At 72.7% G+C, this 22078-nt stretch carries 17 protein-coding genes; 7 read left to right on the top strand and 10 right to left on the bottom strand.

The genetic code is table 11. From position 1 onward, the window contains the following. Positions 1-42: 42 nt before the first annotated feature. The 6 genes from HZZ00_RS20175 to HZZ00_RS20150 form a co-directional block, all read right to left on the bottom strand. Positions 43-3063 (bottom strand): glycoside hydrolase family 38 C-terminal domain-containing protein, encoded by a 3021-nt coding sequence (locus HZZ00_RS20175; RefSeq protein ID WP_180327745.1) that lies wholly within the window; start codon positions 3061-3063, stop codon positions 43-45. A 41-nt stretch (positions 3064-3104) separates the two neighbouring features. After that, positions 3105-5123 carry an endo-beta-N-acetylglucosaminidase gene (locus HZZ00_RS20170; RefSeq protein ID WP_180327744.1) on the bottom strand — a complete coding sequence of 673 codons (2019 nt, stop codon included), beginning with the start codon at positions 5121-5123 and terminating at the stop codon, positions 3105-3107. After that, on the bottom strand, positions 5120-6376 hold the full coding sequence (locus HZZ00_RS20165; protein WP_180327743.1) for a glycosyl hydrolase: 1257 nt from the start codon (positions 6374-6376) through the stop codon (positions 5120-5122). Before HZZ00_RS20165 ends, HZZ00_RS20170 begins: the two co-directional genes overlap by 4 nt. 68 nt (positions 6377-6444) lie before the next feature. Next, the gene (locus tag HZZ00_RS20160) at positions 6445-7353 is read right to left on the bottom strand and encodes a carbohydrate ABC transporter permease (protein WP_180327742.1); all 909 of its coding nucleotides are present in this window, start codon (positions 7351-7353) and stop codon (positions 6445-6447) included. After that, positions 7350-8294, bottom strand: a complete 945-nt coding sequence (locus HZZ00_RS20155) for a carbohydrate ABC transporter permease (RefSeq protein ID WP_180327741.1) — start codon at positions 8292-8294, stop codon at positions 7350-7352. Before HZZ00_RS20155 ends, HZZ00_RS20160 begins: the two co-directional genes overlap by 4 nt. Before the next feature lie 6 nt (positions 8295-8300). Continuing rightward, entirely contained in the window at positions 8301-9590 is a 1290-nt protein-coding gene (locus tag HZZ00_RS20150) for an extracellular solute-binding protein (protein WP_180327740.1), read from the bottom strand. Between the two features lie 218 nt (positions 9591-9808). Here HZZ00_RS20150 and HZZ00_RS20145 point away from each other — a divergent pair, with 218 nt between their 5' ends. Next, the gene (locus HZZ00_RS20145; RefSeq protein WP_074995760.1) at positions 9809-10855 is read left to right on the top strand and encodes a LacI family DNA-binding transcriptional regulator; all 1047 of its coding nucleotides are present in this window, start codon (positions 9809-9811) and stop codon (positions 10853-10855) included. Positions 10856-10914: 59 nt separating this feature from the next. Here the strand turns inward: HZZ00_RS20145 and HZZ00_RS20140 are convergent, their stop codons facing one another. Then, positions 10915-11520, bottom strand: coding sequence for a TetR/AcrR family transcriptional regulator (locus tag HZZ00_RS20140; protein ID WP_180327739.1), 606 nt, complete (start codon positions 11518-11520; stop codon positions 10915-10917). Between the two features lie 70 nt (positions 11521-11590). Between HZZ00_RS20140 and HZZ00_RS20135 the strand changes: the two genes are divergently transcribed. The 4 genes from HZZ00_RS20135 (at position 11591) to HZZ00_RS20120 (ending at position 14750) form a co-directional block, all read left to right on the top strand. Beyond that, entirely contained in the window at positions 11591-12484 is an 894-nt protein-coding gene (locus HZZ00_RS20135) for an NADP-dependent oxidoreductase (protein WP_180327738.1), read from the top strand. Between the two features lie 156 nt (positions 12485-12640). Continuing rightward, positions 12641-12988, top strand: a complete 348-nt coding sequence (locus HZZ00_RS20130) for a Chromate resistance protein ChrB (protein ID WP_180327737.1) — start codon at positions 12641-12643, stop codon at positions 12986-12988. Positions 12989-13014: 26 nt separating this feature from the next. Next, positions 13015-14172, top strand: coding sequence for an MFS transporter (locus HZZ00_RS20125; protein ID WP_257584910.1), 1158 nt, complete (start codon positions 13015-13017; stop codon positions 14170-14172). Between the two features lie 170 nt (positions 14173-14342). Next, positions 14343-14750 (top strand): TraR/DksA C4-type zinc finger protein, encoded by a 408-nt coding sequence (locus HZZ00_RS20120; protein WP_180327736.1) that lies wholly within the window; start codon positions 14343-14345, stop codon positions 14748-14750. Positions 14751-14824: 74 nt separating this feature from the next. Here the strand turns inward: HZZ00_RS20120 and HZZ00_RS20115 are convergent, their stop codons facing one another. Beyond that, positions 14825-15421 carry a hypothetical protein gene (locus tag HZZ00_RS20115; protein ID WP_180327735.1) on the bottom strand — a complete coding sequence of 199 codons (597 nt, stop codon included), beginning with the start codon at positions 15419-15421 and terminating at the stop codon, positions 14825-14827. Positions 15422-15551: 130 nt separating this feature from the next. Further along, positions 15552-16487, bottom strand: coding sequence for an alpha/beta fold hydrolase (locus tag HZZ00_RS20110; RefSeq protein ID WP_180327734.1), 936 nt, complete (start codon positions 16485-16487; stop codon positions 15552-15554). Between the two features lie 213 nt (positions 16488-16700). On the opposite strand from HZZ00_RS20110, the gene HZZ00_RS20105 reads away from it, so the two are divergent. Together HZZ00_RS20105 and HZZ00_RS20100 are read left to right on the top strand one after the other, a co-directional pair. Further along, positions 16701-17288 carry a TetR/AcrR family transcriptional regulator gene (locus HZZ00_RS20105; protein ID WP_180327733.1) on the top strand — a complete coding sequence of 196 codons (588 nt, stop codon included), beginning with the start codon at positions 16701-16703 and terminating at the stop codon, positions 17286-17288. A 105-nt stretch (positions 17289-17393) separates the two neighbouring features. Continuing rightward, positions 17394-18101 (top strand): maleylpyruvate isomerase family mycothiol-dependent enzyme, encoded by a 708-nt coding sequence (locus tag HZZ00_RS20100; protein ID WP_180327732.1) that lies wholly within the window; start codon positions 17394-17396, stop codon positions 18099-18101. 90 nt (positions 18102-18191) lie between these two features. Here HZZ00_RS20100 and HZZ00_RS20095 read toward each other — a convergent pair whose 3' ends face one another. After that, positions 18192-21824 carry a hypothetical protein gene (locus tag HZZ00_RS20095; protein ID WP_180327731.1) on the bottom strand — a complete coding sequence of 1211 codons (3633 nt, stop codon included), beginning with the start codon at positions 21822-21824 and terminating at the stop codon, positions 18192-18194. Positions 21825-22078: the final 254 nt, after the last annotated feature.

Below are 22078 nucleotides of genomic sequence, written 5' to 3'. Positions count from 1 at the left end.
GTGCGGGGAGGGGCAGGATCCCACCGCGAGGCGGGCAGGGCCTCAGCGCCGCCGCAGCCGCAGCGTCACCAGTTCGAACGGCCGCAGGCGCACCGCGATGCGATCGGCGTCCCGCCGGGGTGCCGCCGTATCGGGCAGGGGGCGTTCCAGCAGGTCGGTCACCGTGACCTCGGCGACCTCGAACCCGGTGGTCAGCGTCGCCCGGGCGCGTGCGCCGTGGGCCTCGTGGAAGCGGACCACCACGTCGCCGCTGCCGTCGTCGGCGAGCTTCACCGCCGTCACGACCACCGCGTCCGAGTCCACCGACACCAGCGGGGCGACCTCCCGGGCGCCGGTCGTGCGCCGCTCGGGCAGGTTGATCCGCCAGCCCTCGCGTACCGCGTCGCCGATGTCCGCGCCCGGCACGAGAGCGTGCCGGAAGCGGTGGACGCCCTGGTCGGTCTCGGGGTCGGGGAAGCGGGGGGCGCGCAGCAGGGAGACGCGGACCGTCGTGGTGGTGCCGCGGTCGCCGTCGGTGCGCACGGTGCGGGTCACGTCGTGGCCGTACGTCGAGTCGTTGACGATCGCCACACCCCAGCCGGGCTCCTCCAGGTGGACGAAGCGGTGGTTGCACGCCTCGAACTTGGCCGCCTCCCAGGAGGTGTTGGTGTGGGTGGGCCGGAAGACGTGCCCGAACTGGGTCTCGGACGCGTACCGTTCGGCGTGTACGTCCAGCGGGAAGGCCAGCTTGAGGAACTTCTCCGTCTCGTGCCAGTCGACCTCGGTGTCCACGACCAGCCGCCGTTCCCCCGGCGGCAGCGACAGCACCTGGGTGGCGCGGGAGGAACCGAAGGAGCGGACGATCCGCACCGACGCGCCGTCCTCGCCGGGCGTGACCGACTCGGCGTCGGTGAGGTCGGTGACGGTGTTGCGGTAGAACTCGTCCACGTCCCAGGCGTCCCACATGTTCGGGAAATCCGGGTGCAGTTGGAGGAGGTTCGCGGCCCGGCCGGGCGCGATCGACTCGCGGTCGGCCTCGATGTCGTACGCCGAGACCACCAGGCCGCGGCCGTCGACCTCGACTCGCAGCAGGCCGTTGTCCAGGACGTGCCCGCCGCCCTCGCGGGGCCTCAGTTCGGTACGGCCCTCGGTGACCGGGGTCGCGGCGGCACCGGCCGGGACGCCCGCTCGGACGTGCGGGGCCGCGTTGAAGACCAGCGGCGTGCCGCCCTCGCCCGCCAGCGCCCGCTGGGCGGCCTCGATGATCCCGTTCAGTTCCCCGGCGACGCGCCGGTAGGTCGCCCGTGCCTCGCGGTGCACCCAGGCGATGGACGAGCCGGGCAGGATGTCGTGGAACTGGTGCAGCAGAACCGTCTTCCACAGCCGGTCCAACTCCTCGTACGGATAGGGGAAACCGGTGCGCACGGCCGCCGTCGCCGCCCACAGCTCCGCCTCGCGCAGCAGGTGTTCGCTGCGCCGGTTGCCCTGCTTGGTCTGGGCCTGGCTGGTGAGGGTGGCCCGGTGCAGCTCCAGGTACAACTCGCCGACCCAGACGGGCGGCTCGGGGTACTCGGCCTCGGCCTTCTCGAAGAAGGCCCGCGGCGTCTCCCACACCACCTGCGCCGAGCCCTCCAGGTCACGCAGCCGGGCGGCCTTGGCGACCATCTCGCGGGTGGTACCGCCGCCCCCGTCGCCCCAGCCGGTCGGCGCCAGCGAGTGCCGGGCGACGCCCTTGTCCTTGAAGTTGCGGGCGGCGTGCGCGATCTCACCGCCCTTCATGGAGCAGTTGTAGGTGTCGACCGGCGGGAAGTGCGTGAAGATGCGGGTGCCGTCGATGCCCTCCCAACGGAAGGTGTGGTGAGGGAACTTGTTCGTCTGCGACCAGGAGATCTTCTGTGTGAGCAGCCGGGTGGAGCCCGCCGCCTTGATGATCTGCGGCAGTCCGGCGGCGAAGCCGAAGGTGTCGGGCAGCCATGCCTCGTCGTTCTCGATGCCGAACTCGTCGAGGAAAAACCGCTTTCCGTGCACGAACTGGCGGGCCATCGCCTCCGAGCCCGGCATGTTGGTGTCCGACTCCACCCACATCCCCCCGGCCGGCACGAACCGCCCGTCCGCCACCGCCTTCTTCACCCGCGCCCACACCTCGGGCCGGTGCTCCTTGACCCACGCCCACTGCTGCGCCTGGGACATGGCGAACACGAACTCGGGCTCGTCCTCCAGCAGGGCGGTCATGTTCGACGTGGTCCGGGCCACCTTGCGCACCGTCTCGCGCAGCGGCCACAGCCACGCCGAGTCGATGTGCGCGTGCCCGACGGCGCTGATCCGGTGCGCGGAAGACACGGCGGGCGCGGCCAGTACCCGGGCGAGCCGGTCGCGGGCGTGGGCGGCGGTGCCGTTGACGTCCTGGAGGTCGACCGCGTCGAGCGCCCGGTCCACGGCGCGCACGATGTCGTAGCGGCGCTGCGAGTCGGCGGGCAGCTCGGCCATCAGCTCGCCGAGCACCTCCAGGTCGATCACCAGTTGCCACACGGTCTCGTCGAAGACCGCGAGATCCATGCGGGTCAGGGTGTACTGGGGCTCGCTGCCCGCGGTCTCCCTGTCGCCGAGCCGGGTGGGCAGGAAGGGGTGGTAGTCGAGGATCACGGGGTTGGAGGCGGCCTCGATGTGCAGCCGCACCTCCTCGCCGCCGACGACGGGCGCGCCGACGCGCACCCACTGGTTGCGCGGGTTGAGGCCCTTCACCGGGGTGCCGTCGGGCCGGTACACCAGGCCCTCGCACTGGAAGCCGGGCATGTTCTCGTCGAAGCCGAGGTCGAGCAGTGCCTCCACGGTCCGTCCGGCCCACTCCTTCGGCACGGTTCCGGTCACGCGGAACCAGCTGGTGCCCCACGGAGCACCCCACCGGGCGCCCACCTCGATCGGCTGCGGTTCGGCGGCCAGTCCCTCGGCGACCGGCACGGGCTCGCCGGGCGCGTGCCACACCGCGACCTGGAGCGGGACGGACTCGGGGTACACGGCGGGGCGGATGCGCTCGTCGAGGACGCGCTTGAGACGCGCTTCGACCAGACTGCGGTCGTCATGCATGCGGGATGCTCCGTAGGTCGTACGTCAGCGGGTGGATCGTTCTACCAGGGGTGGGTGACGGTGGCGGGGGCGGACGAGGTGTACAACTCCCCGACCGCGCGCACTTCCAACCGTGCGGCGTGCTCGCCCGGTGCGGGCGTCAGGCCACCGGTGAAGTACGCCCGCTGGCCGGTGCCGCCCAGGAAGCGGCGGGTGCCGTCGGGCAGTACACGGTGCAGGGTGTAGTGGCGTACCGTCCCGGGGGCCGCGTGGTCCCAGGCGAGGCGCAGGTCGCCGCCCGACGCGGCGGTGATCCGCAGACCGGAGGGAGCGGCCGGGGTGTCGGTGCGGTCGTGGACGGCGAGCCCGCCGAGCCGCCACCGCACCGGACTGCCGCCGGTGGCGGTGAGCCGGACACCGACGGCGTGCACCGTCCCGGACAGCTCGGTGAGCCGGACGGCCGACGTGTGCCAGCCGTCGCCCGACCCGGCCGGCACGGGCAGAAAGGCGTACGGGGGTGCGGCGCCGGCCGCGTCCGGCTCGGCCATCGCCACGGCCAGCTCGACACGGACGGCCCCCGCATCCGTGCGATGGGTCAGCTCGACGACCGTGTCGGGGCCGAGCGGCAGCCGGGTCGCGTACAGGTCCAGCACGGCGGGACGGTCGAGCGCGCCGTCCACGAGGACGCTGCTGCCGCCGCGCCAGGCGGCCCCGAAGTCGAAGGCGACGGCGGGCCGCTGCCCGTCGGTGCGCACCACCCAGCGCCGGGAGGGCAGCCGGTCCTGGAGGCCGAGGTGGTTCCAGGGGGTGTCGGAGGCGACCTCCCCGTTCTCGTACCAGCGCAGTCCGTGGCCGGTGTTGAAGACGCTCGCGAACGGCAGCGAGGCGACGGTCGAGCGGTCGGCGACGGACACGGCCGGGGCCCGCCAGCTGTCGGTGGTGTCGGGACGGGACGGGTCGAGGGAGCGGCCGGTCCAGAACCGGTCGTCGGCGGTGTGGAAGTCCTCCGGGCTGCGGTCGGCGGGCAGGTGGTTGCGGGTCCACTCGGGCCGGTAGAGGCCGAGGGAGGCGACGTGCGCGCGGTCGGCGGGCACGATCGCGTCCCAGTCCACGAAGGAGTTCCAGCCGCTCGACTCCACGTCGACGCCGGCCCACAACTCGTAGCGGCTGCGTCCGAGCTGCAGGGCCTTTTGCCCGGAGGAGGCGAGCGAGGAGGCGCTCCAGCGGAAGTCGACGAACATGTCGTCGGCGGCCTGGAAGAGGGCCTGGTTCTGTGCGTTCAGCGCGCCCTGCCAACTCACCGAGCCGTTCACGGTCATCGCGTCGTACCAGGTGATCCGCTGCCCCGCGGCCGCGGCGAGCCGCTTCAACTCCTTGATGAAACCGAGCATGTCGGCGCCGAGGGTGCTGTCGCCGCCGCCCGTCTCGGCGTTGACGAACCAGCCGTCGAAGCCGTGGGCCGACGCCACCGCGACGAGTTGGGCGGCGAGCGGGTAGTGGCCGGCGGCGTCCTTCTGCACCAGGTCGCGGGTCCACTGGACCTGTCCGCCGTAGGCGGCGGGCGGCAGGAAGACGTTGCCGAGGACGGGGACGCCGTGCCGGTGGGCGGCGTCCACGACGGGGGCGTTCGGGGCGAGGATCAGACCCTCCCCGGACGAACCGCCCCAAAACACCAGCTCGTCGACGTACGCCCAGTGGGTGAGCGCGTAGTAGTCGGCGGTGGCCGAGCCCTGGGAGGGGTTGGCGGACGTGGGCCCGAACGAGACCAGGGACTGGACGCGGGCCTGCCCGGCGCGGGCGGTGGTGTTCGCCGGAGTCGGGGTGAAGCGGGGCGCGAGCGGGACGGAGGCGGCGTTGAAGGGCAGGTCGGCGTCGGTGGCGGCCCGCCAGGTCTTCAGGCTGCGCCAGGTGATGCCGGGGCCGGGGCTGCCGGAGGGCAGGGAGTCCGGGTACCAGTAGGAGGCGTACGGCTGGAGTGCGGCGGTCGCCTTCGGGGCGGCCTGGGCGGTGCCGGCGGGCAGCGCGGGCAGGAACGCGGCGGCGGCGCCGGCGAGCAGGACGGTGCGTCTGGTGGGGTTCACGAGCGGGTGCCTCCTCGGGGGGTGTGGAGTACCTGGTGGGGCGTGACGATCTCGGTGAGGCCGCGGGCGGTCAGGTGTTCCTGGTCGGCCGCCCGGGTGTCGAGGACGGTGGTGGGGCGGGCCCCGTCGGCGGTCAGCCGGAAGAACGCCTCGAAGACGTCGCCGCCGGGGGCGCAGCGGGAGCGGGCGGCCGGGTCGGCGGGGACGGTGAGGGCGGTGGTGCGCGGGGCCGGCCTAGCGGTGTGCTCACGGGCCGCGCGGCACAGGGAGCGGGCGAGGTCCTTGGGCCGCCGGTCGTTGGTCAGCAGGCCGAGGGTGTACTCGAGTTCGGGGAAATCGGCGAGGTCGCGGGAGACGTCGTGGGAGCACCACCAGGTGATGCCCCACAGATCGGGACAGTCCAGCGCGTTCGCGACGGTGGCCTCGGTGAAGGCGGCGGCGTGCTCGGCGGGGACGAGGGGGGCGGGCGCACCGACCTCCTGGAGCCAGACGGGCCGGTGCGGATCGTCGGCCCAGGCCTTGCTCAGCTCGATCAGGTACGCGGCGTGGTGCTCGGTGGCCACGGAGGTGCGGCCGTACCGCTGGGCGGTGCCGTTGAAGACCCAGGAGTGCACGGCGGTGAGGGCGCCGCGCCGGGCCGCCTGGGCCGGGGTGAAGGGCATGTCGTCCTGGTACCAGGTGGCGTCGTACTCGGCGTGCAGGTGCAGCCTGCCGGGGGCGCCCCTCTCGCAGGCGGCGAGCATCCGCTCCAGCCAGGCGTCGATCTGGTCGGCGGTGGCCCGGTCGGGGTCGGGGTGGGGGCCGGCGGAGAACTGGTTGACCTCGTTGCCGAGGGTCATGCCGAGGAAGTTCGGCCGGTCGGCGAGGGCGGCGGCGAGGGCGTGCAGGTAGGCGGCCTGGCCGTCGAGCACCTCGGGGTCGGTGAAGAGGTTGCGCCGATGCCAGGTGCGGGTCCAGGCGGGCAGGAAGTCGAAGCTGGACAGGTGCCCTTGCAGGCCGTCCACGTTGACGTCGAGCCCCCGTTCGGCGGCGGCGTCGACCAGCTGCACCAGGTGCTCCACGGCGCGGGGACGGATCAGGGCGCGGTCGGGCTGGAAGTACGGCCACAGCGGGAAGACCCGGATGTGGTCCAGGCCGAGCGCGGAGACGGAGTCCAGGTCGGCGCGAACGGCGTCGAGGTCGAAGTCGAGCCAGTGGTGGAACCACCCCTGGCTCGGGGTGTAGTTGACGCCGAAGCGCACGGCAGAAGGCATACGGGGGTCCTCGCGGAAGTGGGGTACGGGGTCGGCCCTGGGACCGGCGGTGCCGGCCGGTCCTTCGGTCAGCCCTTGACGGCGCCCTCGCCGACCCCGCGGAAGAAGTACCGCTGGAGGCAGGCGAAGAGGGCGATCAGCGGTGCCACGGCGATGATCGTGCCCGCGGCGACGAGGCGTTCGTCGTTGGCGAAGGTGCCGTGGAGGTAGTTGAGGCCGATGGTCAGGGTGAACTTGGACGGGTCGCTGAGCACGATGAGCGGCCAGAGGAAGTCGTCCCAGGCGCCCATGAAGGCGAAGATCGCCACGACGGCGAGGGTGCCCTTGACCGAGGGCAGCGCGATCCGCAGGAACCGCTGCCAGACATTGGCGCCGTCGACGTAGGCGGCCTCCTCGATCTCGTAGGGCAGGTTGAGGAAGGCGTTGCGCATCAGCAGGACGTTCATCGCGGCGATGGAACCGGGCAGGAGGACACCGACGAGCGTGTTGTTCAGGCCGAGTTCTCGCATGGTCGTGAACTGGGCGATGACGATGCCCTCCGCGGGCACGAGCATCGCGAGGACGAAGACCAGGGCGGCCACGCGACGGCCCCGGTAGCGCAGCCGGGCCAGCGCGTACCCGGCGAGGGCGGAGCCGACGCAGTTGGTGACGACGTTGGCGGCGGCGACCTTCAGGGAGTTGAGGGCGTAGTCCCAGACCGGGATGGTCTCGGACACCCGCTCGTAGTTGTGCAGGGTGGGGTGGCTGGGCAGGAACTTCGGCGGGGAGCTGAAGATGTCCTCGGTGGGACCCTTGAGCGAGGTGGACAGCTGCCACACGAACGGGCCGACGGTCAGGGCGAGTACGGCGATCAGCAGCACGTAGCGCAGGACCAGCTCCCACACCCGGATGCGGCGGCCGTTGTCGTCGGTGAAGCGCGGCGCGCGGGTTCGGGCCGGCGGCGCGCCGGTCTCCGGTGCCTTCTCGGCGACGCTCACGAGTCCTCCCTCCGGTCGGCGCGCAGGACGAGCAGCATCAGGACGACGGTGACGGCGAAGACGACCAGGGAGATCGCGGAGGCGTAGCCGACGCGACCGGTCAGGCCGGTGCCGGTGCGCTGGACGAGCATCACCAGGGTGGTGTCCTCGCCCGCCGGTCCGCCGCTCGGCGAGGCCAGCAGATACACCTCGGAGAACACCTTGAAGGCGGAGACCGAGGAGAGCGCGGCGACCAGGACCATGGTGGAGCGGATGGCCGGCACGGTGACCGTGAGGAAGCGGCGGACCGGGCCCGCGCCGTCCACCGCGGCGGCCTCGTGCAGCTCGCGCGGCACATTGGCGAGCGCCGCCAGATAGATGATCATGTAGTAGCCGAGGCCCTTCCAGACCGTGACGGCCATGGCGCTCAGCAGGAGCAGCCACTGGTCGCTGAGGAAGCCGACCTTGCCCACCCCGACCGCTTCCAGGAGCGAGTTCACCAGACCGCGTTCGTCCAGCAGCCACACCCAGATCAGACCGACCACGACGATCGAGGCGACGACCGGGGTGTAGAAGGCGGACCGGAAGAAGGTGATGCCGGGGATGTTCTTCTGCACCAGCAGGGCGAGCAGCAGCGGCAGCAGCACCAGCGCCGGGACGACGCCGACGACGTACAGCGCGCTGTTGCGCAGCCCGATCCAGAACATGTCGTCGTGCAGCAGCTCGCGGAAGTTGGCGAGGCCGACGAACCGGCCCGGGATCAGGGTGCGGCGGTCGGTGAAGGCGTTGATCACCGTGGAGACGAACGGGTAGAGGACGAAGGTGCCGGTGATCACCAGTCCCGGGGCGGCGAACAGCCACGGACTGGTGGGCAGTTGGCGCCTGATCCGGAACGCCGGGCGCCGCTCGGGGCGCCCCGCCGGACGCGACGGGCGCGTCCGGGAGACGGTAGAGGTGGCCATGGTGCGCTATCCCTGCTGCTGCAGGAGCCGGTCACACGCCTTGACAGCGTTGTCGAGCGCGGCCTTGGGGCTCTGCTTGCCCTGCATCGCCTTGCCGACCTCGTTGCGCAGCGCGGTCTTCATTTGCTCGCTGAACAGCACGGGCGTGTAGTTGACCGCGTCCTTCAGCGACTTGGCGGCGGCGATGCGCACCCGGGTGGCGTCGGTGCCGTCCTCCTTGGTGAAGTACGGGTCGTCGAGGGAACCGGCGGTGGACGGGAAGATGGCGACCTTCCTCGCGAAGGACATCTGGTGCTCGGCGTCGGTGACGTAGTGGGCGAAGGCGACGGCCGCGGGCGTGTTCCTGGTCCTCGAGTTCACCATCAGCCCCATCACGTACATGTTGGCGTGGCCGGTGTTGGTGATCTGGTCGGTGATGCCGATGTTCTTGTAGAGGCTCGGCGCCTGCGTCTTGAAGTTCTCCAGGTCCAGGGCGCTGCCGGGATTCATGGCGACGGCCTGGGTGAGGAACTTCTTGCCGGCCGACTCCGGCGTGGCGTTCAGCGCCTGCGGGTCCAGGCCCTTCGCGTCGTACAACTGCTTGTACTTGGTGAGGAGTTCGACACCCTTGGCGTCGTTGAAGGCGAAGCCGGTGCCGTCCTTGTTCATGAGGGAGGCGCCGTAGCGGCCGAAGTCCTCGATGGCGGGGATGTTGGCGAGGGTGGCCACCTTGCCGCCCGACTCCTGCGCCATCCGCCGCGCGTCGGTGAAGAGTTCGTCGTACGTCTTCGGGGGCTTCTCCGGGTCCAGCCCGGCCTCCTTGAACAGGGCCTTGTTGTAGAACATCGGGCCGGTGTTCAGGTACCAGGGGAAGGCGTACGTGCCGGTCACGCCGGGCACCTGGTGGCTGGCCCAGGCGCCGGGCAGGTACTCGCTCCGGTACTTCGCGGCGGCCTTGTCGAGGTTCATGGCCAGTCCCGCCTTGACGAGCGGCGCCACCAGGTCCGGGGAGACGTTGACGACGTCCGGCAGGGTGCCGCCGGCCGCGTCTGCGCTGATCTTGTCGGCGTAGCCCTCGGCGGGCTGGTCGACCCACTTGACGTGGGTGCCCGGGTACTTCTTCTCGAAGTCGGCGATCAGGCCGTCGAAGTAGCCCTTGAAGTTGGCGCGCAGGTTCCAGGTCTGGAAGGTGATGTCGCCCTCGACCTTGCCGGAGGCGTCCGTCGAACCGCCGTCACCACCGCCGGAGCCGCACGCACTCAGCGGCAGGACGAGGGCGGTGACGGCGGCGGCGAGTGCTCTGCGGGATATGGGCACGGTGACACGGCTCCCTTGCGGCGTCTGCGGCTGGTGTCGGCAAGGACCATGCACGCCGCGTTCGGGAAAAGTCAATGGATTCGTAGCCGCTAAAGCCGCGAACCAAGCATCAGTGCAGGTCACGGAGGTAACCGAAGAGGCTTGCCACAGCGACTAAAGCGCTTTAGGCTTCACCCACTCAAGCGCTTTAGCGATCACCGCCGAGAAAAGAGGGGAACATGCCGGCCAAGCGGTCCCCGGCGCGCCGGCCGACGATGAAGGACATCGCGCGCCGCGCCGGTGTCTCGGAGAGCGCCGTCTCCTTCGCCCTCAACGGCAGGCCGGGCGTCTCCGACGTCACCCGCGAGCGGGTGCGCCGGGTCGCCGAGCAGCTGGGCTGGCGGCCCAGTACGGCGGCCCGCGCGCTGTCGGGCGAGGGCGCGGCCACGGTCGGCCTGGTGCTGGCCCGGCCCGCGGACACCCTCGGCGTCGACTCCTTCTTCCTCCAGCTCGTCTCCGGCATCCAGGAAGTACTGGCGGAGCGTCACCTCGGGCTGCTGTTCCAGGTGGTGGAGGACGTGCCGGACGAGTGCGCGGTCTACCGCAGGTGGTGGGCCGAGCACCGGGTGGACGGCGTCCTGGTGGTGGACCCGCGCACCGACGACCCGCGCCCGGACCTGCTCGACGAACTCGGCCTGCCCGCCGTGGTGATCGGCGGCGCGCCGGACGAGCGGCACCCCGGGCTGTCCACGGTGTGGGCCGACGACGCGGGTGCGATGGCGTCGGTGGTGGACGGGCTCTTCGCCCTCGGGCACCGTCGGATCGTGCACATCGCCGGGCTGGCCGGCCTGGCCCACACCGAGCGGCGGATCCGGACCCTGCGGGCCGAGGCCCGGCGGCGCGGGCTCACCGGGGTGGAGTCGATCACCACCGACTACTCGGACGCGGAGGGCGCCGCCGTCACCCGCCGCGTCCTGGACTCGGCCGCCCCGCCGACCGCCCTGATCTACGACAACGACGTGATGGCTCTCGCGGGCGTCGCCACCGCCACCGAACTCGGCTTCTCCGTGCCGGCCGACGTGTCGGTGGTGGCCTGGGAGGACTCGGCCCTGTGCCGCATGGTCAAGCCGTGGCTGTCCGCCCTGTCCCGGGACAGCATGGAGTTCGGCCGTACGGCGGCCCGCGAACTGACCGCCCTGCTCGACGGCGGCCCGGCCGGAACGGTCAGGGTGCCGGTGCCCCGGCTGATCGAACGGGAGAGCACGGGCCGGGCGCGGGGGGCGTGACGACCACGGGGACCGTCGTGTGGGGCCCCGCGAGTCCGGCATGATCCGAACGAGAGGCCCTAGGGTCCGGCCGTGCCGGTGGAGTCCGCGGAGGCGCCGGTGACGGCCCAGGCGGCTTCGATCATGGGGAAGATCTCGTCCAGCGCGGCGTCCGGACTGGGCGCCTGGCGGGCCAGCGAGTAGGCGTCGATCACGAACCTCGCGATCGCCCGGCTCGCCGTCGGGGTCCGTGACAGCTCGGGATCGGCGGCGATGGCCGCTGCCAGCGACTCCGCGTGGCGCAGCCGCATCGACTCCTCGTACTCCCGCAGGGCGGGGGATCCGTCGATCATGCGCCAGATCGGGGCGGCGCCGTCGGCCGTGCAGTGCCGGACCATGGCCTCCACCTCGCGGCGCAGCGCGGGGACGAGCGGCTCGTGCGGTGCCCGCCGGGTGACCGCCTGGGTGAGGCGCTGCTCGAAGGTGTCGTCCTGCTCGAACACCAGGGCCTCTTTCGAGGCGAAGTGGGAGAAGAGCGTGGTGACGGCCACGTCGGCCTCGGCGGCCACGTCACGGATCCCCACCGCCTCGTACCCGCGTTCCAGGAAGAGCCGCAGGGCGGTGTCGGCGATCTTCTGTCGGGTCGCGGCCTTCTTGCGCTCGCGACGTCCGGGCGGCACGGTCATGCGGCTGAAACTACCAGATGCAAATCCGTACCTGTTCCAAAACGCTAACCGTTAGTGTTACGGTCCCGGCATGAAGAAAGTGAGCTTCGCCGAGTTCGGCGGCCCGGGCGTCCTGCACCTCGTGGACGCCGAGGAGCCCCACGCGGGCCCCGGCCGGATACGCATCGCCGTGCGGGCGGCGGGCGTGAATCCCGTCGACTGGAGAATCCGCGAGGGCCAGAAACTGGGGGCCCATCCGATCGAGCTGCCCTCGGGGGTCGGTCTGGACGCCGCCGGAGTGGTGGACGAGGTCGGCGAAGGTGTCGAAGGAGTCGAAGTCGGCGACCGCGTTTTCGGCGAAGGCTCCAGCACCTACGCCGAGTTCGCCGTGCTGTCGGCCTGGGCCCGGATGCCCGACGGCCTGACGTTCGAAGAGGCGGCCGGATACCCCTCCGTGGTGGAGACCGCGCTGCGCGTCATCCGCGAGGTCGGTGTGCGGCCCGGGCAGACGCTGTTGGTCAGCGGCGCGTCCGGGGGAGTCGGCTCGGCGGTGCTGCAGATCGCCCGCGACCGCGGCATCACGGTGATCGGCACGGCCGGCGCCGCGAACCAGGACTATCTGCGCGGCCTGGGCGCCCTCGCCACGACGTACGGCGAGGGCTGGGTCGAGCGGGTGCGGCAGCTCGGCAGGGTCGACGCGGCCCTCGACCTGGCCGGCTCGGGCGTGATCCGTGAACTGATCGAGCTGGCCGGGAGCCCGCAGAGGGTGGTCTCCATCGCCGACCTCGGTGCGCCGGAGCTGGGCGTCCGGTTCTCCGGGGTCGCCGGAAGCGTGCCGGCGGCGCTCGCCACGGCCGCCGACCTCATCTCGCGGGGGAAGCTCCACATCCCGGTCGAGAAGTCGTACACGCTCGCCGAGGCCGCGGCGGCGCACATCGACAGCCAGGCGGGGCACACGCGCGGGCGCCGGGTCATCGTCGTCTGACCGCGCGCGTCCTCACGCTCCAGCGTGCGTCGGCGGGGCAGGGCCTCATCCCCCCCGCCGGCTCGGCCGACTCCGCCGATGGCGGGTTCCTGTGCCACTCGCACCTCTGATGAATGCGACGCGCGCGAGGTTCCCGTGGTGGGCGAAGATGCGGTGATGCAGTGGGTGGTCCTGATCGTGCGACTGCCGGCGCAGCCGTCGCGGCGCCGGGTGGCGGTGTGGCGGGAACTGCGCAAGGCCGGTGCGCTGCCGCTTTGCCAGGGCGTGTGGGCGGTGCCGGACGTGCCGGTCTTCGCCGGCGGCGTCCGGCGCGCGCTGGAACCGGCCGAGCGCGCCGGGGGCGAGAGTGCGGTGCTGCGCGCCGCCGGCCGGGCGCCGCAGGGTGCGACCCGGTTCGAGGCGATGTTCACCGCACGGCCGGCGGAGTGCGCGCGGCGGTTCGAGGACCACGGCGAGCGGGTCTTCGCCCCCCTGCACGCCTTCTGCGACGGGGGTGCACGGTGAACGGGCCGACGGTCGGTGGTGCCGACATGACGGCGCCCGGGGGCAGGCGGCGGATGTGGCCGTTGTACGCGGCGGGGTTCACCACCGCGTTCGGCGCGCACGGCATCGCGGCCAATCTCGGTGCCGGCGACGCGGACCTGATGCGTTCGGTGCTGTACCTGGGGGTGCTGCTGGCGCTGTACGACGGCGCGGAAGTCGTCCTCAAGCCGGTGTTCGGCACCGTCGCCGACCGCGTGGGCGCCCGCCCGGTGCTGCTCGCGGGCCTGGTCGCCTTCGCCGCCTCCTCGGCCGTGTTCGTCGCCGTACGGGACCCGGGTTGGCTGTGGGCGGCTCGGCTGGGACAGGGGGCGGCGGCCTCCGCGTTCTCCCCGGCCGCCGCCGCGCTGGTCGCCCGCCTCAACCCGCAGACCGAGCACGGCCGCGCGTTCGGTTCCTACGGCTTCTGCAAGAGCATCGGCTACACCGCGGGCCCGCTGCTCGGCGGCGTGCTGGTGTGGGCGGGTGGGCTGACGCTGCTGTTCGCCGTCCTGATGGCGCTGGCCGCGGCGGTCGCCCTCTGGGCCGCGCTGGCGGTACCGGCCGTGCCGCCGCTGCCGAAGACACGCCAGACGCTCGCGGACCTCGTACGACGGCTGGCGGACGGGACGTTCGTGCGGCCGGTCGCGGCCCTGGCGGCGGCCACGGCAGCCCTGTCCGCCGGTGTCGGATTCCTCCCCCTGTCCGGCAGGGCCGGCGGTCTGCCTCCCGTCGCCACCGGAGCGGCCGTGTCCGCCCTCGCGGCCTGCGCGGCCCTCGTCCAGCCGTGGGCGGGGCGCGCCCTGGACCAGGGCCGGCTGACCACCCGAACCGGTCTGTCCGCGGGCCTTGCCGTGACCGCGTGCGGCTTGGCCGCCGCCGTGCTGCCCGGTGTGGCGGGCCTGCTGCCGGCGGCCGTCCTGATCGGCGCGGGAACCGGGGTGATCACCCCACTGGGGTTCGCCGCGCTGGCCGCTGCCACCCCCGAGGCACGGATCGGCCAGACCATGGGCGCGGCCGAACTCGGTCGCGAGCTCGGTGACGCCGGGGGCCCGATGCTCGTCGCCTCGGTCGCCACCGCCGTCACCCTCGGCTGGGGCTACGCCGTACTCGCCCTGCTGACCGCGCTCCTGCTGCCCGTCCTGGCCGCCCGCCGCGCCTCTCGCTGACGCGCGTCGCCCGTCCTCCGCGCCGGCGGCGTCGGCCCGTGCAGGCCGTCCACGGGGTGCCGACGCGGCGGGGAACCCGCGCCGGGGGAGCCGCAGGGCGTGGGCTGCCGCAAGCCGCGGGATGTGGGCGGCCGGGGAATCGCGGACCGGCGAGCGGCGTTGTCGACCGCATGGACGACGCATCCCCGTACGGCCGTGATGCGCGTGTCCCCTCCAACGTCTCGGAGACCCGGGCACGCCTCGCGGCCGACCGTGCCGAAACACTTGCGCGGGCGGCCGCGCTGGGCCGCGAATTCGACGGGATCGTCGCGGCGAACGCCCTGGTCGCGGTCGATGACGAGCACGACCCCGACGGGGGCAGCACCGCCTTCGATCGGGCCCATGTGGCCGCCCTGATGGCGCGGGCGCGCGAGCACCTGGAAGAACTGGACCGAGCACTGGAACGAATCGAGAGCGGACACTACGGACGGTGCGAAGATTGCGGCGGCACGATTCCTCCCGAACGCCTGGAGGTCCGGCCGGCGGCCACCGCCTGTGTGCGCTGCGCGCGGTCGGACCCGCGCCGGCCCTCGTCCTGACACCGGTCGTACCTCCGGCGCATCGCCCGGACCACCGTGACCGAGCACCCCGGTCGGACCCGTCAGGGGAGTCTTCAGTCGTCTGTTTCCCAGTGCCAGTAGCCGTCGTGGCGGACGCAGCCGCCGTCGGCGACGACCCGTCCCTCACCGCTGTGCCGACCGGGGCTCAATGACAGCGTGACACCGTGGTCGTCGGTGGTGCGGATCGTCCGCAGCCCGGTCGCCTTGCCGGTGACCGGGTCGGTCACCGGTTCCTCCGTCACCTTCCAGCCCCGTTCCGACCACCGCGTGCGCAGGCTCTCGACAGCCACGCGATACCCGGCGTCGCCGTCCTTGAGATCCGGCGCCCAGGCGATGGACGGCTGGTCCCGGCTGACGCCATCCCCGTCGACTCCGAGGTCGTCCACGCAGGACACACCTGCGCTGGACTTCTGGAGGATCACGGAGTCCGGGTCGGAGCCCAGGAAGCGAACCGTGTCCTCACCGGCGGCCTGCGTGTCGCGCACGTGCGCCAGGAACTGCTCCTCGGAACGGACCGGACCGCCCGTCATGGCGGAGCAGCTCGCTGCGAGCACCAGGATCAGGAACACCGGAACGCCTCCGGCAACGGACAGCATCAGGGCCCTGGACCGGCGGCGGGGATCGGGAGCGGTGGAAGCGGTCGGCGTCATGAAGCCATCAAAACGCCGCCGCCCGGGCCGACGGCACCGTCGCCCTACTCAGTTCTCGTACTCAGAAGGGCCGCAGTGCCGGGAGCATCTGCGACAGGGGTCCGCGAAGAGCCGCTGGGTCCGGCCGGCGTCAGTCGTCGTCGATGAAGTCCGCCAGCGCGGCCGTGACGGCTCCGGGCTGCTCGTCGGGGATGAAGTGACCGGCGTCGGGCACGACGATTCCGGTGGTGTTGTCGGCCCAGGGGCCGAGGGAGGCGGCCATGTCCGGGACGGAGCCGTGGCTGCCGGAGATCCCGAGGACGGGCACGGTCAGGTGCCGCCGTTCGAGCGCCTCGCGGTTCTTGCGCGCTGACTCCGCGGCGTCCCGGTAGTACGCGAGGGAGGCGCGCAGGCCGCCGTCGACGGCGATGGCCGCCGCGTAGTGGTCGACCTCGGCGTCGTCGAACGTGTCGGGCGACAGGGCCTTCATCCTCAGGAACCAGTCGACGTACTCGCGTTCGCGGCCGGTGAGGAGCGTCTCGGGCAGGTCGGGCACGATGTGGAACGCGAAGTGCCAGGTTTTCCACGCACGATCAGGGTCGGTGGGAATCGACTCCGGGAGAGTGATACCGGGGATCCCGGCGTCGAGCAGAGCGACCTTGCGCAGATCGCTCTCGAAGCGGAGGGCGAGGGAGAACGCGACCCAGGCGCCGATGTCGTGGGCGACCAGGGAGTAGGCCGGCACTCCGAGGGCCTGCACGGCGGTGCGGACGTGCCCGGCGACCGCGTGCGTGTCGTAACCGCGCTGCGGACGTTCGGAGTGGCCCTGGCCCGGCAGGTCGATGGCGATGACGCGGAACCGGTGGGCGAGGTCGGGCATCACCTTTCGCCAGGCCCACCAGGTCTGCGGGAAGCCGGCGAGCAGGACGACGGCCGGGCCGCCCGGCAGCCCGCCCTCGACGGCATGGAGGCGGACGCCGTCCGCGTCGATCCAGCGGTGAGTGAATCCGGCCAGGTGCCGCAGGGGCAGGTCGCGGATGGGGTTGCTTTCGGAGACATGCGGAGTACTGGTTGCTGGGCCCGTCACGGGGATCCTCCGGCGGTGTCGGGTGTGCGGTCGGGGTGGTGCGGACGATGGCGGAGGGGGCAGCACGTGGTGTGTCCCTCGCGCGCTCGCGGAGTGCGCGGCATGCCTGACCATGGCCACGCTCGAACGCTAACACATCTTGAACTGATCGGTTCAAGATAAGATGGCGCGCGGAACGGTCCGCATCAACGACGCATCGGCAAGGAAGTCCGCGTGGCAGGCAAGAAGCAGTTCGACATGGACGCGGCACTCGACGCCGCGATGATCCAGTTCTGGCGGGACGGCTACGCCGACACCTCGTTGGACGATTTGTCTCGGGCGACCGGCCTGAATCGCAGTTCCATCTACTCCTCCCTCGGCGACAAGGACACGCTCTTCCTGCGCTGCCTGGATCTCTACGCCGCGCGCTACGGAGAGAAGTACGACGCCGCCCTGTCGGGCGCGGCCTCGGATCCCGTTGCCGCTGTCCGCGCGTTCTTCGATGTCACCCTTGAGCGCATCGCCGATCCCGCACTGCCCGACGGGTGTCTGATCGCCCAGTCGGCCATGGCCATTCCGGCGCTGAGTCCGGGCGTGGCGGCGCGCGCCAGGCAGGCGCTCGGTTTCCAGCGCCTGCGCCTGCGCGCCGCGCTGGAGGCCGGCCGCCGACTGGCCGACCAGGACGTTGAGGCCTTCGCCGTACACGTGGCGGCGGTGAACCAGTCGCTCGCCGTCATGAGCAGGGCCGGAGCGACCCCGGAGCAACTCCTGGCCATCGTGGGCGTGACCGTTGACGCGCTGTCACGGGCGTCGCGCGCGTAACGGATCCGAGCCGGTTGACGTCGTTGCGGCGCCACACATACAGTCAATCAACTTCCATATAGCGAATAACGATTTCCATAAAGTGGGCGTAGGTGAGGGGGCATCATGCAGGACCTCGGGACCCTGGCTCCGATCACGGCGTCCACGAACCGGTTCATCGCCACCGTCGCCTCCCTCACCGACGCCCAAGTCCGCGACGGCACGCTGATCCCGCCGTGGACCCGCGGTCACGTCATCACCCATGTCGCGCGCGCCACGGACAGTCTCTGCCGACTGCTCACCTGGGCACGTACCGGCGTGGAAACGCCGCAGTACGCGAGCATGGACGCCCGTGCCGCCGAGATCGAGGCCGGAGCCGGACGTTCGGTCGCCGACCTGGTCGCCGATGTCCGCTCCACCGCCGCCCGCTTCGAGACGGCGGTGCGTGCCCTGCCCCCGGAGGCCTGGCGCACCGAGGTCCGGATGCGCACCGGAGAACTGCGCACGCCGACGGACCTGATCTCCACCCGGCTGCGCGAACTGGAGATCCACCACGCCGACCTGAACGCCGGGTACGGCTTCTGCGACATACCGGCCGACGCCGCCCGGGCGATCATCGACGACATCGTCGAGGCCCTCACCCGGCGGCCGGAGACCCCACCGCTGCGTCTGGAGGCAACCGACACCGGCCTCGTCCACGTCCTGGGGACCGGTGGCCCCACTGTCACAGGACGGCAGGCTCACATCCTCGCCTGGCTCAGCGGCCGTTCCCCCGGCACGCGGCTCACCGCCTCCGGCGCCGACAAGGTCCCCGCAGCGCCCTTCTGGATCTGAACGGCGCCCCTGGCCGCGCTCCGCGCCCCCGGTCCCCGTGCTTCGGGCGAGGACCGGCATGGCAACCGCCGGCATACGCAGGAGGCGTTGTCAGCGGGCGAGCAGCGCCTCCACCGTCGAGCACGGATCCCACTCCGGGTCCAGGCCGGTCAGTCGTACGGCGACCCGGTGCCAGGCCGCCGGGTCGGTGCCGAGGCAGGTGCGCACGAGGCCGGCGAGGAGAGTACGGGCCTCGGCGGCCTCCGGTGGGGCGTCCGTGCGGCGGGCGGCGCCGCCCAGGTAGGCGAGCAGCCACGCGGCCGGGGCCGCGAGGCGCACAAGGTCGGCGCCGTCGAGGAGTCCCGCCGTGAGCAGCCCGTCCAACTGGGTGGACGGCGCGCAGTGGAACAGGCCGCCGAGACCGTGCCGGGCCCGCTCCCGGGTGAGTCGCGCGCTGCCGAGCAGGCCGTCGGGTCCCGGCTCGGGCAGCAGCGCCGCGTGCCGCAGCCGTACGTCCTCGGGGACGCCGTCCAGGCGGACGATGTCCTGCCAGTAAGGGAGCGCCTCCTCAGCGTGGGCGGCTTCGAGAGCGGACCAGTCCACGGGCTCGCCCGGCGGGAGGGATTCGACGAGGTCACGTGCGCGCGGGGCGCTGCGGGCACGCCGCAGTTTCCGTACGAGCTTGTCCGGTGCCGTCTCGCGGTCGAGCCGGGCGCGAATGACGGCGGCGGGGTCGGTGGACGCGAGTGCCTTCGCGCATACGGTGGCCGCGGACGGTCCCAGCGCGTCCCGCCCCGCGAGCCGCGCCAGCCGGTCGGCACCGCCGTGCTCGAACAGCCGTAGGCAGCCCAGAAGTTGATGACCGAGGGCAAGCCGCCGGCCCTCTCTTTCGAGCAACTCCTCCACGAGGTCGGGCTCGGCGGAGCACAGCCACATCAGACCGCCGGCCGGCCAGGCGGAGCCCCCGGCACGCCAGTCGGCCAGCACCCGGGCGCCCAGGGACGGCCGCCCGGCGCCGGGCCGCGACCGGGTCACGATCCGGTGGACGGTGGACCTGGGGTTCCAGTGCCGCAGCAGGGCGAGGTCGACCTCGGGGTCGTCGAGGTCGACGAGGCGTTCCACGGCGCCGCTCCGCCCCATCCAGCGGGACTGGACGGCGAGCACGCGCAGCGCCTCGTGGTCGCGGTCCGCGAGCAGCCGGCCGAGGACGACGCGCGGAGTACGGTCGTAGCGCAGCAGGTACGCGGCGAGCAGCCAGGGCCCGTCGGGGCCGAGCCGGGGCAGTACGGCGTCGACCACCTCCGCGTCGGCGAGGCAGAGCAGGGTGCCTTCCGGCCAGGCCCACAGATGGTCACCGCGCTCCAGAAGCTTGATCGCCTCGTCGGGGGTGCCCGGCCTGGCGCGGCCGATGGACGCCGCCGCGGTCGTCTCCGGGACCGCTTCGCACTGCGCGCGCTCCAACAACTCCGCCCAGGTCAGCCCCTCCGAGGCGGCCTCGGATGCCGTCACGGTCGCGGCCAGGCGGAGCCAGGCGTCGGGGTCGGTGCCGAGTTCGGCGCGCAGCCGACGGGCGAGCGCGGTCCGCCAGGCGTCGGCGAACGCGAGCCGGTTCCAGTCGTGCGGCAGCAGCAGAAGGCGCCGCGCGGGCAGCAGGGCGAGCAGTTCGTCGGCGGGCAACACGCCCTGTACGTAAGCGCGTTCGGTGTGCTGCGCGCCGGACCCGTACGTCTCGGGGAGTCGTGCGCGCACCTGCGCGAGGCTGGGCGCCTCGTACCCGATGCCGTTCCGCGACGCGGGGATGCCCTGAAGGGCGCAGGCGACGGCGAACCAGCGAGGGACGGCGAGGCCGGGCGCGGTCGCCGGCTCGTACTCGGTCAGCGCGCGCAGCACCGTGGGATCCTTCGGCCGGGGCGCGCCGTCCGGGGCGAGGGAGTACAACAGGTCGAGCGCGGCCAGAGCGTGCACACGGTCCCGCCGGTGGGCGGCCCCGCCTGACACGGGTTTCGAGGCGGGTGTCACGGGTTCGCCCGGCGGTTCGGACGCGGCGACGGTCTCGGCCGAGGGCTTGGGCTCGGCGACGGAGCCGGGCGGGAGTTCGGGCTCGGTGACGGTCTCCGTCGAGGGCTCCGGTGCCGGCTCGGGCTCGGCGATGGTCTCAGCCGGCGGTTCGGTGCCGGCGACAGCTTCAGCCGTGGCTTTGCCCGCCTCGGCCATCAGCTCCGCGATCGTGCCCTCGTGTCCGGGCAGCAAGGCGTCGAGCGCCGCCCACGCCCGCCCTCGCCCGTCCAGATGAGCCTCCGTCAGCGCGCGCAGTTCGGCGGCCGCCGCCTCGCCGAGCAGATCCCGCTCGGCGAGGCGAGCGAGCGCGGCCAGCGCACAGGCGGCGGGGCGCGCGACGCCGATCAGTTCGACCGGGTCGAGGAGCCCCGCGGCCGCCATGCCCTCCGTCCAGACGGCGGCACTCTCGTCGAGTTCCTCATGGGCGAGGCGCACCGCGGGCGCGGTGGTGTTCCCCGCACGCCTGCCCCCGGCCCGCCACGGCTCGTTGAGGACGCTCAGCCGGAACGCGTGGCGCTGCGCGTCGGACGCCGCCTCGTGGCGGGCCAGCTCCTCGCAGGCCTTGGGCATGAACGGGGTCGTCGCATGGGCCGCGGTGAGGGCGTCGAGGTCGTGGGTGTACGGCTCGGACAGCAGGTGGCGCAGGGTGCTGGTGCCCCGGGTGGTGGCGAGCAGTGCGGGCAGCCGGGCAGGGTCCTCGTACGGCTCGCCCTGGGCGCGCAGCCGGCGCAGCCCGTCGTCGTCCGGGCGGGCCAGGGCCGCGGTGACCGCGTCCACGACGGACCGGCTGAGCCAGGGGGCCGCGGCGGGGTCGCCCAGCAGGGCGTGCACGGCGTCCGGACCGGTCCGCTCCCAGAGCCTCAACAGGGCGTATTGCTGGGCGACTTGGCGCACGCCACACCGCAGTGCCGGCACGACGAGCCGAGGGTCGCCCGAGCCGAGCAGCGGGGCGAGCCAGGTGCGCGGGACCTGGCCGCCCGGAGCCGTCAGTTCGGCGCGCAACGTGTCGTCCAGCGGCACGGCGTCGAGCCGCTCCACGATGGTGCGGCGCAGGGACTGGGTGGTGCGCGGGTTGCGGTAGACGGCCGCGGTGACCTGGGCGTCGCCCACCGCGACCAGCCGGGCGAGCACCCGGGTGTCGAGCCGGGGATGTCGGGCCAGGGCCGCCCGAGCGCGGGTGTCACCGTGGTCGACGACGGCGGTGAGGAGGGTGTGGCCCGGCGGAGTCCCGCCGGCCAGCAGCTCCGTGGCCACCTGCTCGGGCAGCGCGGCGAGCGCGGCGGCGGCGTGCCGCGGCTCCGCGTGTTCGAGGAGCAGGCCGAGCGTGCGGTGGACACTGCGGGGCGCGGGAGGGCGGAGCGCGCCGTCGGACTTCGGCGGCACCGGCGGCGCGGCCAGCAACTCGGGCAGACTGCCGCTGTACCCGGCCAGCGTGTCGTGCAGCCTGCACCAGCTGTTCGTGTCCGCACCAAGATGATGTGCCGTCAACTCGCCGAGACAGGCGGCCGTCTCGTCGTCGACGCCACCCGCCGCGGCGACCTTGGCCGCCACCGAGCGCGCGGGCCGCGCCTGCCGCACCGCCCGCAGCGCGGCGCCACTTCTCGCGCCCGCGTCCTTCGTGTCCCGACCGGCGGCGACCATCTCGCGCAGTAGCCGCCCGGCCGCCCCCGTCTGCGTATTCGCCATGATCGCCATGGTAGACAGGGCACTTGACGACCCCTCGCGGGCATCTACGTGCGTCGCGGCTCGCCCCGGTTCCTCGACGGACCGGCACGGAAAGGTGGCGGCGCGGGCACTGCAAGCGCTCGACCAGAGCGCCTTGTCGACCATGGTGAAGCCGGTCCTCGCTGAGAAACGAGGTGGCCGCGCTCGCCGCTTGAGTGCGACCGGGTCTCCGGGATCAAGAGGGTGGACGCAGCCAGTGACGCGCGGCGGCCAGT

The organism is Streptomyces sp. NEAU-sy36 (genome assembly GCF_013423905.1).
In the GTDB taxonomy this organism is placed as follows: Bacteria; Actinomycetota; Actinomycetes; order Streptomycetales; family Streptomycetaceae; genus Streptomyces; species Streptomyces misionensis.
The sequence above is the reverse complement of the archived record's forward strand: the minus strand, read 5'-3'. Positions and strand labels throughout refer to the sequence as shown.

Bases quoted from the DNA above. Each gene is read 5' to 3' on its own strand.
- HZZ00_RS20125 (WP_257584910.1), top strand. From the start codon at position 13,015: ATGACGGCGCCCGGGGGCAGGCGGCGGATGTGGCCGTTGTACGCGGCG.
- HZZ00_RS20155 (WP_180327741.1), bottom strand. From the start codon at position 8,294: ATGGCCACCTCTACCGTCTCCCGGACGCGCCCGTCGCGTCCGGCGGGG.
- HZZ00_RS20175 (WP_180327745.1), bottom strand. From the start codon at position 3,063: ATGCATGACGACCGCAGTCTGGTCGAAGCGCGTCTCAAGCGCGTCCTC.
- HZZ00_RS20115 (WP_180327735.1), bottom strand. From the start codon at position 15,421: ATGACGCCGACCGCTTCCACCGCTCCCGATCCCCGCCGCCGGTCCAGG.
- HZZ00_RS20130 (WP_180327737.1), top strand. From the start codon at position 12,641: ATGCAGTGGGTGGTCCTGATCGTGCGACTGCCGGCGCAGCCGTCGCGG.
- HZZ00_RS20095 (WP_180327731.1), bottom strand. From the start codon at position 21,824: ATGGCGAATACGCAGACGGGGGCGGCCGGGCGGCTACTGCGCGAGATG.
- HZZ00_RS20135 (WP_180327738.1), top strand. From the start codon at position 11,591: ATGAAGAAAGTGAGCTTCGCCGAGTTCGGCGGCCCGGGCGTCCTGCAC.
- HZZ00_RS20120 (WP_180327736.1), top strand. From the start codon at position 14,343: ATGGACGACGCATCCCCGTACGGCCGTGATGCGCGTGTCCCCTCCAAC.
- HZZ00_RS20165 (WP_180327743.1), bottom strand. From the start codon at position 6,376: ATGCCTTCTGCCGTGCGCTTCGGCGTCAACTACACCCCGAGCCAGGGG.
- HZZ00_RS20145 (WP_074995760.1), top strand. From the start codon at position 9,809: ATGCCGGCCAAGCGGTCCCCGGCGCGCCGGCCGACGATGAAGGACATC.
- HZZ00_RS20100 (WP_180327732.1), top strand. From the start codon at position 17,394: ATGCAGGACCTCGGGACCCTGGCTCCGATCACGGCGTCCACGAACCGG.
- HZZ00_RS20140 (WP_180327739.1), bottom strand. From the start codon at position 11,520: ATGACCGTGCCGCCCGGACGTCGCGAGCGCAAGAAGGCCGCGACCCGA.